This window comes from Vibrio sp. 10N.222.55.B11 (assembly GCF_041473705.1).
Lineage (GTDB): Bacteria > Pseudomonadota > Gammaproteobacteria > Enterobacterales > Vibrionaceae > Vibrio > Vibrio crassostreae_C.
In genome coordinates this window covers 356294-369580 of sequence record NZ_JBFRST010000004.1, presented here as the reverse complement: position 1 = coordinate 369580, position 13287 = coordinate 356294, and the positions used below count along the sequence as shown (strand labels likewise).

The window sequence follows — 13287 nt, the reverse complement described above, 5'->3', positions numbered from 1 at the left end:
AAGTGAGTGTTAGAGATGGCGATGACTGAACATGATGAAAGCTGGTGGAAAACCGCAACCATCTATCAAATCTACCCAAAGAGCTTCTGCGACAGTGGCAGTAAAGGTACTGGCGACATCAAAGGGATCATTTCGAAACTGGATTACCTCAAACATTTGAGTGTCGATGCGATTTGGCTAACCCCGGTTTACGCATCTCCTATGATCGATAATGGTTACGATATCTCAGACTACTACGCGATTAATCCTCAATTCGGCACCATGGAAGACTTCGACTTATTGCTGTCTGAAGCGCACCAACGTGGTATCCGTATCGTGATGGATATCGTGGTAAACCACACCTCGACAGAGCATGCATGGTTTCAATCTGCTTTGGGCGACAAAAACAGCTCTTACCGCGATTACTATATTTGGAAAGATCCCGTAGATGGTCAAGCACCAACTAACTGGCAGTCTAAGTTCGGTGGTAATGCGTGGGAACTAGATGAGGCGACTGGGCAATACTTCCTACACTTATTCGCCAAAGAACAGGCTGACCTCAACTGGGAGAACCCGGTTGTACGTGAAGAAGTGAAAGACGTTATCAGCTTTTGGGCAGAAAAGGGCGTTGATGGTTTCCGCTTGGATGTGATCAACCTGATTTCGAAGCAGCAAGACTTTCCTAATGATGATATCGGTGATGGCCGTCGTTTCTATACCGATGGTCCACGTGTACACGAATACCTGAAAGAGATCAGCGAAGCCGTATTTCAGAAGTACGGCAGCGTGACCGTAGGCGAGATGTCTTCAACCACGTTGGAACACTGCCAGCAATACTCAAACGTTGATAACAGTGAGCTATCGATGGTGTTTAACTTCCACCACCTTAAGGTCGATTACACCAATGGTGAGAAGTGGACCAATGCGCCGTTTGATTTCTTACAGCTCAAATCGATCTTTAACCACTGGCAAACGGGATTGAATGGCAAAGGGTGGGGCGCACTATTCTGGTGTAACCACGATCAACCGCGAGTGGTGAGTCGCTTAGGTGATGATCAGCAATATCGTGTTGAATCGGCCAAGATGTTGGCTGCGTCTGTACATATGATGCAAGGTACGCCGTATATCTATCAAGGTGAAGAGATTGGCATGACCAACCCTGGCTATACCGATATCAGCCAGTATCGTGATGTAGAGAGCACCAATATGTATGACATCATGGTGAACCGTGATGGTGTAGCGCATCAAGATATGATGGCGATTCTGGCGCAGAAATCACGTGATAATTCTCGTACTCCAATGCAATGGAATAGCGAAGCGCATGCAGGCTTCTCACAAGCTCAGCCGTGGCTAGATGTTGCGAATAACTACACTGAGATCAACGCTGAGCAAGCGCTAGAAGATAAAGACTCTGTTTTTTACTTCTACAAGAGCTTGATTGAGTTACGTAAAGAAGTGCCAGTGATTACTCATGGTAGCTACAAAGATTTATTGCCTGAGCACCCATCGGTATTTGCGTATTCTCGTGAGACGGATAGTCAGACTTTGTTGTGTATTAACAACTACTATGGTGAAGAGGCGGAATGCGTTTTACCGGAACGTTTTGATATGAGTAAGGCGAAGAGTTTGTTGTCTAACTATCAAGAAGCGAACACTTCAGCAGCATCACATCATCAAGTCTTACGTCCTTACGAGACTCGTATTCTCTTGATTGAAGGTTAACCTTGTTTCATTTTAAGAAGCCTGATTCTTACTCCCCTTAAAGGATTAGGCTTTTACAAAGGCTTTGGAGTGCTCCCCAAAGCCTTTTTTTCGATGCCCTGTTAGTGCTTAGTGAGCATTTCGATCTCTTCGTGTGAAAGAGGAACAAGGGTTGGCACTGACTGTGGTGTGACAGCGACATTCAGTTCATCGAGAAGCATTGTCAGTTTGTCCATCGGCCATTGTTGAAGCTGAGCTTTAATCTCTTCGTAGGCGTCATCCCTTTCTTCTCTCACTGCTTTGTCCATTTCAAGTCCTGCAAAGTTAACGTTGTTTGCTCAAGACCACTGATTTCACTGTGTCGCACATAGCCAAATACGGGATGATAAATCGTCGTGATATTTTCATTGATGAGTGTACTACTCGACGGTTGCTCATCATTGTTGCATTCTAGAGTCAGTATTGATTGGTATTCGAGTAAGCCTACTTCTATTTGTTGATTATTAATTTTCTCAAATATTTTACCGTTTTCTATTCTTTTCTGTTCTCTTTTCCAATTCAAAGAACAGCGACTGATCACCATTTTAGGATCAACATCATACTGTTCGACTAATCGGTATGCATCTTCATCGCTGATGTCGAGTCCGTTAATATTATGTTCCCAAAATGAAGAACTTATTTGTTGATCTTTATATGTATTAGCCGATGTAGGAAATTCCATGCTATCAAAAATATGGATTAAAGAAGGCGCTTTATTAAAGAAGTCAATCAGACTTAAAGAAGCCTCTTCATTAATTCGATATAGCTGACCATCTTTTTCATACAAAAAATCTGTATCTTCATTACTTCCTATCGAGTTCTTAATTATTCTCACATAAAAGCTATCTACACCAATATTGGAAAGGTTATTAATGATTGCTGTCAATTGATCTGTCTCCTTTTGAGGGAGAGTGTCTAAAACGTCGATGAGTTCAATCGCATTTTTAGGAATGTATTTAATGTAAAAAACCTCTGAAGAGCCCCCATCAAGACGATTTATTTTCTCTTCATAGTTTAGCCACTGTTCATTTTTTGGAGAAAATTGGGATTTATTAAAGTCCAGATCTGAGCCGATTTGTTTTTCTGGTATAGAGGGTGATGAGCTATTACAGCCTGATAGAAATAGCGATGATAAAATAGATAATAAAGTTAATTTGTTCTTCATGATTTTAATCCGGTAAAAATGCTGAGGTGTTTATGTTGTCAACAAGTTTGAAGATTAGCGTTTGATAAGCCAAATAATGAGAGATAACAAAGATTAACGAATCTTATTTTTATGTTTAATCTTCTGTTTTTAAAGGTTTTTTTTGTTATTTTATTTCATTTTTATTGGTATTCTAGCGTAGCAGTCTTATTCATTAATAGATTAACTTAAGTGACCTAAGTGTTTTGTTCGTATTTGTTTTACTTTGTTGTTTTATTTATTTAATCCAATTCGTTAACTTCTCGTCTACCAAAATGGTAATAAATAAAAGAAGGATAACTAAATGCGTAATAATAGTGGCTATAGCTTAATTGAATTGGTGATCGTTATTGTGGTGATCGGTATTTTATCGGTGGCAGCGATACCTAAATTTATGAATATTCAAAATGAAGCGAGAGAAGCTCGACTCTATAGTATAAGAGGTGCTTTAGAATCGGGTATCAATATGGCTCATGGAATGATGATGTTAGAAGGGAAAGAACACTATCGTTATGTTTCAAATAAAATTGAGGGTCAAACTTCAGATGGTTATGGTGTAATTCCGTTACAGAACTTGCCATTTAAAGGGTGTGAGATCGATGGAAGAAAAAGTTGTGCATTTATTTATGGTTACCCTGATGCCGACGAAAATAATCTATCCATTGTCCTAAAAGGCATTCTCGGTTCGTCTTCATTGTGGAAGGTACACCGAACGGAAAATGAAAGAGGTACTGCTTATATTACGCCACTGAATCAAAATGAATTTAAACAGTGTTCAGTTCGATATCAGGTCCCTCTTTCTCAAGAAGAAGATTATCAGATCGATGTTTTGCCTTGTGCTTAATTGATTGACATAAGATTGAATAAAACCATGATCAAATAAGTTCATGGTTTTATTTTTGTTTCTGCATCTTGATCATGGTTTGGCAATAGGCTTCAATCATATTGCGCCAATCATAAGTCATCGTTTTATTCGAAAATTTGCTCTTCAACTGATTCCAAGGTGATAAGCAAGTTTCTACTGATTCTGGTTGAGCAAGTCGTTTAAATAGCGCTTTTGATGGGACTGTATGGGATAGTGAAACGATGGATTGTAGGTAGTTTTTCATAAAGAGATCTTCTCGGCCGCTTTTATAAGAAATATCGGAAACGAGAAGGTAAATTAAGGCATTATCAATCCTTGAACCACCTACTGGAGTGCGTAGAAAATCAAAAGCGTTTTCTAGGTTTCCTGCTTTCAGGTTAATTAGGCCTAACCATATGCCTAGTTCGTCAGGAAGCGGAGTGAAACGCGTATACAGTTGGCTAATAGCCTTTTCCAACGTCTCTTTATTGGTTTCAAACAATGTGTTGTGTCGAGCAAAATAGAGGGCTTTAAATTCATCATTTGGAATGAATGAACCTTCGTCAATATCACGGTCATACTGCTTAAATACAGACAAATTATCTAGTTGCCAATCGTATTCAATCGGAATGGGAAGTGCAAAAAAACGAGCGATGTCTTGCTGTAGAGGCAAAAGGGAAAGGCTCAAGCTGTTGAGATTGATAACGTAGGTTTTTTTGAACACTTCCTTATCAGATGTAGAAAAGAGCAGCTTAGCTTCGGCATGAACAGTGGAAGGTGTTTCGAGATCTTTTAAGCGAATGTTGAGTTTGTACTCACTTGATATGCTCTCTTTTGCTCCGGGCCAATAGGGACTGTCATCGATTGTCGTCACGAAGTAACTCGGAATGTCTTGATTGACCAAATCGGTATATGGATATTCAATTTGTTGCTCAAGAATCAAAGCTTTAATGATTTTCCTATGCTGTTTTGATTGAGGGCCCGTAGCATCAATACGATGCAGAAGAAGCTCTCTCATTTGGATGGTTTGTTGTTTGCGATATTGCTCGATTAGATTGCTTGTTTTTGTAACATAAAGATAAGACGAAACAAAAAATGCCATAGAAAGGAACACGATCAAGTAATGTAAGGGCTTTATGTTGGTCAGTTTGGCACTCAACGCAAGACGTATTGTGGGCGGTGTTTCTCGGGAGGGAGCATGGTCATCTTCCTCAAGAGTGATTAGCTTTACTTGGCTGTCGCAAAGGTAATAGCCTTTACGGGGGTAAGTCACCAGTATTTTTGTTGCATCTTCATGGATTAAATATTTTTGAAGGAGCGCACGGAAGGTCGATATTCTGTTAGTCAGTACATTTTTAGAAATGTAGTCGCTATGCCAGATCTCTTGAATGATCGCGTTAGAAGAAAGCGGTTCACCGACATGAGTAAGCAAAAACTCGAGCAGTTCAATGGTTCTTGGTTCTAAATCGATTATCTCATCGTTATACTGTAAGTGCTTTTTCTGCGGATTATAGATCATTCCCCCGATTTTAATTAGGCCGCCAACCTCTTTTGCTTCTTCAAGAATATTTCGCATCATGTAGGAACATCATTATTAATTATTTGCCTGTATTATATAGCATTTTTCTTAAACGGAGTATGCGTGTTGTCACCTGTAGTGGATTTTATATCGGTGTGGCTTATGATTCATCGCCAGTACTAAATTCAGTGCCAAAGCTCCTAAAATGGAAAGTAAGATTGTTGTAGGAGTGACAAAAAGAAAGGAAGTGAATAGGATTATCGCGTCAATCGCCATTTGTGATTTTCCGACGGAAATACCAAATTTATCTTGGATGAATAAACACAGGACGTTGAACCCGCCAAGACTCGAATGATGTCTAAATAGGATCAGCATGCCTAAGCCCATTAACAAGCCGCCAGCTACCGCACAGTAAATTTCATTATGAACGTCTAACGAAATCACCAAGTATAAATGATCGGCAAATACAGACACTAAAGCGCCAGAAATGGCACTGCTTATCGCAAAGTGACGGCCAAATCGTTTCCATGCTAATAGGTAGAATGGGCAGTTGGCAATAAAGTACAAAATACCAAAGGTTACTGGTGTAAATTGACTCAAAAGCAGTGCCAAGCCAGTCGTACCACCAGTAATCAGGTTTGCTGACTGTAAAAAGAAGACGCCTAACGCCACTAAAAACGTGCCAGTGAGAATCGCTACCCAATCTTCTTTACGTGAGTGTTTTTCCATCGTTTTTATAATTACCTAACCAATAAAGGCGTGCATAGTAGAGAAAAACCTTAGCTTTCGGTAGCTGGAGGGGCAAAATTAAGGTAAACCTATGTAATCTGCGTTTTACAGGGTGTAAAGCGTAAAATTGACAGTAAGCGCCATCTTTGGTTGGATAAGCCAAATAACCATGATGAATCTTATTTGTGATTATGAAAAAACTGCATGATAAAATTGCAATTAGCTCTTTATGACCTAGATCAAATTATGTAGAATGCGTCACATCAAAACGGTGACGGAAACGTTTGCTTTCGGTCGTTGTGTGGTTTTTTTGAAACTTTCAGTACAATCTGAGTCAGGAGATACAGATGCTTAAGCGTGACATGAACATTGCTGATTACGATGCGGATCTATTCGCAGCTATCCAAGAAGAAACTCTTCGTCAGGAAGAGCATATCGAACTTATCGCTTCAGAAAACTACACAAGCCCACGTGTAATGGAAGCTCAAGGTTCTCAGCTAACAAACAAATACGCTGAAGGCTACCCAGGCAAGCGTTACTACGGTGGTTGTGAGTACGTAGACAAAGTTGAAACTCTAGCAATTGAACGTGCATGTGAACTATTTGGTGCAGAGTACGCAAACGTACAGCCTCACTCAGGTTCTCAAGCAAATAACGCTGTATACATGGCACTACTAAATGCAGGCGATACGGTTCTAGGTATGAGCCTAGCACACGGTGGTCACCTAACTCACGGTTCTCCAGTAAACTTCTCTGGTAAGCTTTACAACATCATCCCTTACGGTATCGATGAAGCGGGTCAAATCGATTACGAAGAGATGGAAAAGCTGGCTATCGAGAACAAGCCTAAGATGATCATCGGTGGTTTCTCTGCTTACTCTCAAATCTGTGATTGGAAGCGCATGCGTGAAATCGCTGACAAAGTAGGTGCTTACCTGTTCGTAGATATGGCTCACGTAGCAGGTCTAATCGCTGCAGGCGTTTACCCGAACCCAGTGCCACACGCTCACGTAGTAACTACAACGACGCACAAAACGCTTGCGGGTCCTCGTGGTGGTCTAATCCTTTCTAACGAAGGCGAAGATCTTTACAAGAAGCTGAACTCAGCAGTATTCCCAGGTGGCCAAGGTGGTCCTCTAATGCACGTTATCGCTGGTAAAGCAGTAGCGTTCAAAGAAGCTCTAGAGCCAGAATTCAAAGAATACCAAGCTCGCGTAGTTGCTAACGCAAAAGCAATGGTTGCTGAATTCCTAGCACGCGGTTACAACATCGTTTCAGGTTCTACAGAGAACCACCTGTTCCTAGTTGACCTAATCGACAAGGACATCACAGGTAAAGAGGCTGATGCAGCACTAGGTGCAGCGAACATCACTGTGAACAAGAACTCAGTACCAAATGATCCACGTAGCCCGTTTGTTACTTCAGGTATCCGTATCGGTTCTCCTTCTATCACTCGTCGCGGTTTCTCAGAAGCAGACGCGAAAGAGCTAACAGGTTGGATCTGTGACATCCTAGATAATATGGGCGATGAGTCTGTTATCGAAGCGACTAAAGCAAAAGTACTAAATATCTGTAAGCGTCTACCGGTTTACGCTTAATTTTTCTTCGTAGTAATTTGAACTTCGTTGTCGAGCATGCTCACTTACATCCGTAAGCTCCGCGTGCTCTCCTAGAATTTCAAACGACTACTTTGAAAAATACTTTTAAAGGGGCTCATTGAGTCTCTTTTGTTTTAGGGAAAGGTGCTGAAAACTCCGCGCCTGTTCCTTGAACTTAAGCTATTTGATTGAAAGTACGATTTGAAGGGCTCCTTGTTAGGGGCCTTTTTGGTATCTGTCGGTATGGAGTTGGGTTATCTGAGAATGCAGAAAGGCGGTACTAAAAAGGGCTGATGTTTGCACATCAACCCTTTGTGGTTTTCTTATGTTGGTTCTACTTTCTGATACTAAGCAGGGTGCCAGACTTACACTTGAATGAGTAATAATGGCGGCTCTCGTTGAATTTTCCTAAGCCTTCGCCGTCACAGTAGTCGATATTGATGTCACGCATCACTTCTAGTGTGTCTTCGCTTTTCAGAGCGAATTTAGAGCCATCAGAGCAGACAATACGCACTCTTTCATCATGGCTTACTGAGTAAATATCGACTTCGGTGTTACACAGCTCAAAAGAGGCTTCACGAAAGTTGTCTTGCTGTGTATTTGAAGCGCAACCTGCAGTCAGTGTTGCTGCGAAAACTGCCAAAAGTCCGAGTCTTTTCATTGTTAATCCTTCGCTATCATCAGATTGATTGATGAGTTTTATATGCTATTTCAGGTAGCCTATACAACAACACGCTTTGGTTCAAGGAGCGCTCGTTGACTCTAAGATATAAAAGTATAGATGTAGACAGATAATTTATAATTGGCTAACTGCATGTTTATCCAATACGTATCACCAATAAAAAAGACCAACACTGAGGTTGGCCTTTCAAAATCAAGCTTGTTTTAAATGACTATCGAAACTGTTTGGCTTCTGGAAGGAATTCAAAACCAGCAGACGCAAGTTTAGCGATCAATGCTGCTTTGTCGATCTCGTAGAAGTTGACCACTCGATCTATATCACCGCCGAAGTCGTCACGTAGCTTCATGTTGACGATGCTCATCAACATTACAGGATCCATTTTTTCAAAATTAGCGAGGTTCATATTAGTCCTCGAAATCTGAGATCAGCAGGTTTGCAGCGGCAAAGGCTGCACGCTCACGCGCTTCTTTAGGAAGAGATTCGTCTGCAGCAAGGTCATTCAATGTTTTTACCGCGCAGGTGATCGCTTTCGGGATATAGCCTTGGTCGCCACTGCCAATTTGAGAATACAGTTCACGCACCAAATCACAACAATCGTATACTTTCATTTTTATACCTAACCAAATGATAACTGATCTCAATATACACATAGAGATAAGCAAAAACAAAGTGGATCTGATTAAGTTCAGAGTTAGTTTGTTCTTGCTCAATATCTCATTCTGTTGATGCTCAACGTATCACTTGCTAGCTTGCCAATTAGCCGGATATTGACCGCTTAACCAGATATTTGCTGTTCAAGTTGATAAGTCACTTCATCAGCAAGGTTGAGTTGTTTGGCTAACTCTTTGAGGTACGCCTTTTCCATGAAATTCTGTTCGTCGGCCACAATCAAAGAGGCTAAGTAGATCTCACTCGCCTGTTGAGGTGACGTTGCCAGTTGAGCGATTTCGCTTGGGTCGAGTGGCTTATGCAGTTCTTCAGAGACCAATTTAGTCAGTTGATAATCAGCGCCCATATTCTCGACGACTTGCTCTATCTTAGCCATCTCTTCTTCATCAACATGGCCATCAGCTTTAGACGCGGCAATCATCGATCGTAGAATCAGCACGCTGTGGTTTGCATCATTTTCATCAAACTGAGCCTGTTCGGCGTTAGGTGTCTGGCCTTGTTTGGACTGGTAGTCGTTGTAGACTTTATAAGCCAAAGCGCCCAGTGCTGCTGCGCCGCCAATCCCAGCCGCTTTCTTACCCATTTTCTTAGTCTTCTTAGAGCCCATTAACGCACCTAACAGTCCTCCGCCAACTGCGCCTGCACCGAAGGCTCCGAGTGTACTTTTACTGCTACTCTTGCTATTGCTGCCTTGAGAAAGGCGAAGACCCTTGTGAAAGTTGCTGAGTACCTTGTTTTACGAGATCTGATTTAAGTGCTCGGTTCAGTAAGCTTTTGATATCCATCGATACCTCCAATGGTGAGCATGTCCAAAAAGTTGATGACACCAATATACGGATTTAAAGATGAACAGGGGATTAACTTACGTTATTTACTCTACTGATAAATAGAAGGGAGTTTGAAGCGAAATGACAGGCACAAAAAAGGCCACCTAACGGCAGCCTTTCAATGTTTATCTAGTCAGTAATCGGATTACTAAGCTAGTTGAGCCTTAAGGTGCTCGATAACCGTGTCCATTGCGATAGCTTCTTTATCACCAGTACGACGGTTTTTGTATTCGAAGTTACCTTCGTCCATGCTGCGATCGCCGATAACGATAGTGTGAGGGATACCCACAAGCTCGATATCTTTAAACATAACACCAGGGCGCTCTTTACGGTCATCGAATAAAACTTCGATACCCATAGCTGTTAATTCAGCGTATAGCTTCTCAGCTGCTTCTTTAACGCGCTCAGATTTGTGCATGTTCATTGGTACGATAGCAACTTGGAACGGCGCTAGTGCGTCTGGCCAAGTGATACCGAATTTATCGTGGTTTTGCTCGATAGCAGATGCAACAACACGTGAAACACCGATACCGTAACAACCCATCTCTAGGATTACGCTCTTACCATCAGGACCAAGCACGTTACAGTTCATTGCTTTAGAGTAAGTATTACCCAGTTGGAAGATGTGACCCACTTCGATACCACGCTTAAGCTGGATAGTACCTTTACCACATGGGCTAAGGTCACCTTCAACTACGTTACGTAGGTCTTCAACTTGAGCAAGCTCAACGTCACGACCCCAGTTGATGCCGAAGTAGTGCTTACCGTCTACGTTTGCACCAGCGCCGAAGTCACTCATTACAGCAACTGAGCGGTCAACGATGAATGGTAGCTCTAGGCCAACAGGTCCAAGTGAACCAGGACCTGCACCAACAAGTGCGCGGATTTCTTCTTCAGAAGCCATCTCTAGCGGAGAAGCAACCTGTGGAAGGTTCTCTGCTTTCACTTCGTTCAGTTCGTGGTCACCACGGATGATTAGCGCGATGATATCAGCGTCTACTTCATCAGAAGCTTTAACGAATAGAGTCTTAACTGTCTTCTCGATTGCTAGACCGTGTTGCTCTACCAATTCTGCGATAGTTTTCGCATTTGGTGTATCAACCAGTTCCATCTCTTGAGTTGGTGCTGCTGCATCTTCAGTAGGAGCAAGTGCTTCTGCTTTTTCGATGTTTGCTGCGTAATCTGACTCAGTTGAGAATGCGATTAGGTCTTCGCCGCTTTCAGCAAGAACGTGGAACTCTTGAGAGCCGCTGCCGCCGATTGCGCCAGAGTCTGCCAATACTGGACGGTATTCAAGGCCCATACGGTCGAATGCTTTACAGTAAGCATCGTGCATCGCTTGGTAAGACTTTTCTAAGCCTTCTTTGTCGATATCAAAGCTGTACGCATCCATCATAGAGAATTCACGTGCACGCATTACGCCAAAACGAGGGCGGCGCTCATCACGGAATTTAGTCTGGATTTGGTACAGATTTAGAGGTAGCTGTTTGTAAGAGCTGATCTCGTTACGTACTAGACTCGTTACCACTTCTTCAGCTGTTGGGCTAAGAACAAATGGACGAGAGTGACGGTCTGTGAAACGAAGTAGCTCAGGCCCCATCTTTTCAGAACGGCCAGTCTCTTCCCAAAGCTCAAACGGTTGAACTACGGGCATCAAGATTTCAACGGCACCTGCATTATCGATCTCTTGGCGAACGATATTTTCGACTTTACGCAGTACACGTAGACCAGTAGGTAGCCAAGTATATAAACCTGAAGCTAGCTTACGGATCATACCTGCACGTAGCATCAGCTGGTGGCTGATAACTTCTGCGTCGTTTGGAGTCTCTTTCAGAGTAGAAAGAAGGTAGTTACTGGTACGCATTCTATGGTATCCGTTTCATCATTGATAAAAGAAAACTTGCTGTCGTTCGTAACCACAGCAAATCTGATATAGCCGCATATAATATCAGCCTATTTGGGATCTCAAAAGCGTTCAATGTCAGTTACATTGATGAAAAGCGTTTCAACCACGAATTTCACGTTAAGATTGAACAAATTTACCGCATATTCCTTGTTGTCAGGCTTACCTTTCTTATAGGCAGGGCGAGGATCTTGGCCTAATACTTCTTTGATCACCTGAATGATATGGCGCGCTTGTGGATGGCTTGCGAGCTTACTTTGCGCTTGCTGCGAAAAGTTAACGTCGAGCACTTCTGGTTCATCGGCGGCAAACCCTCCCAATGCATCCGGAATCGAATCTGAATAGGGGATATAAGGCTTGATGTCGATGATCGGTGTACCGTCTACTAAGTCGACGCTGCCGAGATCCAACCAAGTCTGTCCTTTCTCTTGAGACACACCTTTTAGTTCAACCGCAGACATGCCAATTCCATTTGGTCTGAATGTGGCACGTGACGCGAATACACCAATACGTTCATTGCCGCCAAGGCGAGGTGGCCTCACAGTTGGTTTCCAGCCTGCTTCAAGGTTCTTGTCGAACAGAAATAGTAACCAAACATGGCTAAATTGCTCTATATGACGAACAGACTCAAGGCAGTTTGCTGCATCAACCAATCTGACTCTTGAGGTGGATGTGGGTACCAACCTGGGCTGCCTTGGCACAGCGAACTTCTCTTTATAAGGAGACTCAATAAAGCCAACAGGTTCAATTGTGTACATAGTTGGGTGTTCTCTGATTACGATTAAGACGGAAAAATATCATAAAAGCGCTTGTTTTTCTTTTGATAACAATTGTCACTTGTAGTGTTATAACATATCAAGTTGGTTATTTAAGGGGAATACAATGAAACCGAATATCCATCCAGATTACCGTCCCGTGGTTTTTCATGACACCAGTGTCGATGAGTACTTCTTAATCGGCTCAACGCTAAAAACAGACCGTACTATCGAATGGGAAGTCGGCAATACTTGCCCTTACTTCACGATTGAGGTGTCGCCAAAGTCGCATCCTTTCTATACGGGCAAACAACGAGTGCTACATAAAGAGGGACGCGTTGCGAACTTCACTCGTCGTTTTGGTCAATTAGGTAAGGGAGCGAAATAGAATGAAAGTTGTGAAATCACTTAAAAGCGCGAAAAGCCGCCATCCTGATTGCCAGATAGTAAAGCGCAGAGGTCGTCATTATGTTATCTGCAAAACCAATCCGAGATTCAAAGCGGTTCAGAATTAGTCAGTCAAATTGATGTGACGCGAGTGTAAAAACGAGGGGAAAGTCAAACTTCATTCATTTGTCTGTTTTTCTTTTCCCTCGAGAAGAACCTGACAGGATATTGTGTATTAACTTATCGTATGGTGTGTTTTATTTTCAAGTAAATCAATGGGTTATACTATCACTTATATTTGTAGTGAATGTGTAATTGTGAATTATAAATCTAGATTTTGTATTTAATGTAGATTTATTTGCTAATTAATTGTTCAAATAGAGTTAAAAATCGTCGTTTTCTACACATTTTGTAACATTTTGAATTTCTAATTGATAATTTTGTCGCGTACCCTTCGCTGGCAATTTGAACA

General features: G+C 42.0%; 14 protein-coding genes and 1 pseudogene. 5 read left to right on the top strand and 10 right to left on the bottom strand.

Going from position 1 to position 13287, the window contains the following annotated elements; genetic code table 11:
• The first annotated feature begins 15 nt into the window (after positions 1–15).
• The gene (treC, locus tag AB4503_RS02845; RefSeq protein ID WP_372113565.1) at positions 16–1701 is read left to right on the top strand and encodes an alpha,alpha-phosphotrehalase; all 1686 of its coding nucleotides are present in this window, start codon (positions 16–18) and stop codon (positions 1699–1701) included.
• Positions 1702–1802: 101 nt separating this feature from the next.
• Here treC and AB4503_RS02840 read toward each other — a convergent pair whose 3' ends face one another.
• Together AB4503_RS02840 and AB4503_RS02835 are read right to left on the bottom strand one after the other, a co-directional pair.
• Positions 1803–1988 (bottom strand): hypothetical protein, encoded by a 186-nt coding sequence (locus AB4503_RS02840; RefSeq protein WP_372057892.1) that lies wholly within the window; start codon positions 1986–1988, stop codon positions 1803–1805.
• Positions 1973–2884, bottom strand: coding sequence for a hypothetical protein (locus AB4503_RS02835; RefSeq protein WP_372057891.1), 912 nt, complete (start codon positions 2882–2884; stop codon positions 1973–1975). The genes AB4503_RS02840 and AB4503_RS02835 overlap by 16 nt, the downstream gene beginning before the upstream one ends.
• Positions 2885–3206: 322 nt before the next feature.
• Here AB4503_RS02835 and AB4503_RS02830 point away from each other — a divergent pair, with 322 nt between their 5' ends.
• Complete coding sequence (locus AB4503_RS02830; RefSeq protein ID WP_372106407.1) at positions 3207–3746, top strand: prepilin-type N-terminal cleavage/methylation domain-containing protein; 540 nt, start codon at positions 3207–3209, stop codon at positions 3744–3746.
• 49 nt (positions 3747–3795) lie between these two features.
• Here AB4503_RS02830 and AB4503_RS02825 read toward each other — a convergent pair whose 3' ends face one another.
• Both AB4503_RS02825 and AB4503_RS02820 read right to left on the bottom strand, forming a co-directional pair.
• Positions 3796–5325, bottom strand: a complete 1530-nt coding sequence (locus AB4503_RS02825) for a winged helix-turn-helix domain-containing protein (RefSeq protein WP_102507655.1) — start codon at positions 5323–5325, stop codon at positions 3796–3798.
• A gap of 69 nt (positions 5326–5394) precedes the next feature.
• Positions 5395–5994, bottom strand: coding sequence for a YitT family protein (locus tag AB4503_RS02820; protein WP_146441296.1), 600 nt, complete (start codon positions 5992–5994; stop codon positions 5395–5397).
• A gap of 347 nt (positions 5995–6341) precedes the next feature.
• On the opposite strand from AB4503_RS02820, the gene glyA reads away from it, so the two are divergent.
• On the top strand, positions 6342–7592 hold the full coding sequence (gene glyA, locus AB4503_RS02815) for a serine hydroxymethyltransferase (protein WP_372113562.1): 1251 nt from the start codon (positions 6342–6344) through the stop codon (positions 7590–7592).
• Between the two features lie 334 nt (positions 7593–7926).
• Here glyA and AB4503_RS02810 read toward each other — a convergent pair whose 3' ends face one another.
• The 6 genes and pseudogenes from AB4503_RS02810 to tsaA all read right to left on the bottom strand — a co-directional run bounded on the left by AB4503_RS02810 (position 7927) and on the right by tsaA (position 12431).
• The gene (locus AB4503_RS02810) at positions 7927–8253 is read right to left on the bottom strand and encodes a hypothetical protein (protein ID WP_017063350.1); all 327 of its coding nucleotides are present in this window, start codon (positions 8251–8253) and stop codon (positions 7927–7929) included.
• Between the two features lie 232 nt (positions 8254–8485).
• Positions 8486–8677, bottom strand: coding sequence for a DUF4250 domain-containing protein (locus AB4503_RS02805; RefSeq protein ID WP_029235125.1), 192 nt, complete (start codon positions 8675–8677; stop codon positions 8486–8488).
• Between the two features lies 1 nt (position 8678).
• Complete coding sequence (locus AB4503_RS02800; protein WP_008222923.1) at positions 8679–8882, bottom strand: YaeP family protein; 204 nt, start codon at positions 8880–8882, stop codon at positions 8679–8681.
• A 167-nt stretch (positions 8883–9049) separates the two neighbouring features.
• Positions 9050–9728: pseudogene (locus tag AB4503_RS02795) on the bottom strand (tellurite resistance TerB family protein).
• Between the two features lie 190 nt (positions 9729–9918).
• The gene (locus AB4503_RS02790) at positions 9919–11634 is read right to left on the bottom strand and encodes a proline--tRNA ligase (protein WP_102428248.1); all 1716 of its coding nucleotides are present in this window, start codon (positions 11632–11634) and stop codon (positions 9919–9921) included.
• A gap of 101 nt (positions 11635–11735) precedes the next feature.
• Entirely contained in the window at positions 11736–12431 is a 696-nt protein-coding gene (gene tsaA, locus AB4503_RS02785; protein ID WP_372113559.1) for a tRNA (N6-threonylcarbamoyladenosine(37)-N6)-methyltransferase TrmO, read from the bottom strand.
• Between the two features lie 124 nt (positions 12432–12555).
• Between tsaA and AB4503_RS02780 the strand changes: the two genes are divergently transcribed.
• Together AB4503_RS02780 and ykgO are read left to right on the top strand one after the other, a co-directional pair.
• Positions 12556–12816 (top strand): type B 50S ribosomal protein L31, encoded by a 261-nt coding sequence (locus tag AB4503_RS02780; protein ID WP_136982694.1) that lies wholly within the window; start codon positions 12556–12558, stop codon positions 12814–12816.
• Position 12817: 1 nt separating this feature from the next.
• On the top strand, positions 12818–12943 hold the full coding sequence (gene ykgO, locus AB4503_RS02775) for a type B 50S ribosomal protein L36 (RefSeq protein WP_083190210.1): 126 nt from the start codon (positions 12818–12820) through the stop codon (positions 12941–12943).
• Positions 12944–13287 lie beyond the last annotated feature (344 nt).

Excerpts from the sequence above, each read along its gene's own strand:
- AB4503_RS02800 (WP_008222923.1), bottom strand. The coding sequence starts at position 8,882 with ATGAAAGTATACGATTGTTGTGATTTGGTGCGTGAACTGTATTCTCAA.
- AB4503_RS02825 (WP_102507655.1), bottom strand. The coding sequence starts at position 5,325 with ATGATGCGAAATATTCTTGAAGAAGCAAAAGAGGTTGGCGGCCTAATT.
- tsaA (WP_372113559.1), bottom strand. The coding sequence starts at position 12,431 with ATGTACACAATTGAACCTGTTGGCTTTATTGAGTCTCCTTATAAAGAG.
- AB4503_RS02780 (WP_136982694.1), top strand. The coding sequence starts at position 12,556 with ATGAAACCGAATATCCATCCAGATTACCGTCCCGTGGTTTTTCATGAC.
- AB4503_RS02840 (WP_372057892.1), bottom strand. The coding sequence starts at position 1,988 with ATGGACAAAGCAGTGAGAGAAGAAAGGGATGACGCCTACGAAGAGATT.
- AB4503_RS02810 (WP_017063350.1), bottom strand. The coding sequence starts at position 8,253 with ATGAAAAGACTCGGACTTTTGGCAGTTTTCGCAGCAACACTGACTGCA.
- AB4503_RS02805 (WP_029235125.1), bottom strand. The coding sequence starts at position 8,677 with ATGAACCTCGCTAATTTTGAAAAAATGGATCCTGTAATGTTGATGAGC.
- glyA (WP_372113562.1), top strand. The coding sequence starts at position 6,342 with ATGCTTAAGCGTGACATGAACATTGCTGATTACGATGCGGATCTATTC.
- AB4503_RS02835 (WP_372057891.1), bottom strand. The coding sequence starts at position 2,884 with ATGAAGAACAAATTAACTTTATTATCTATTTTATCATCGCTATTTCTA.
- ykgO (WP_083190210.1), top strand. The coding sequence starts at position 12,818 with ATGAAAGTTGTGAAATCACTTAAAAGCGCGAAAAGCCGCCATCCTGAT.
- AB4503_RS02830 (WP_372106407.1), top strand. The coding sequence starts at position 3,207 with ATGCGTAATAATAGTGGCTATAGCTTAATTGAATTGGTGATCGTTATT.
- AB4503_RS02790 (WP_102428248.1), bottom strand. The coding sequence starts at position 11,634 with ATGCGTACCAGTAACTACCTTCTTTCTACTCTGAAAGAGACTCCAAAC.
- treC (WP_372113565.1), top strand. The coding sequence starts at position 16 with ATGGCGATGACTGAACATGATGAAAGCTGGTGGAAAACCGCAACCATC.
- AB4503_RS02820 (WP_146441296.1), bottom strand. The coding sequence starts at position 5,994 with ATGGAAAAACACTCACGTAAAGAAGATTGGGTAGCGATTCTCACTGGC.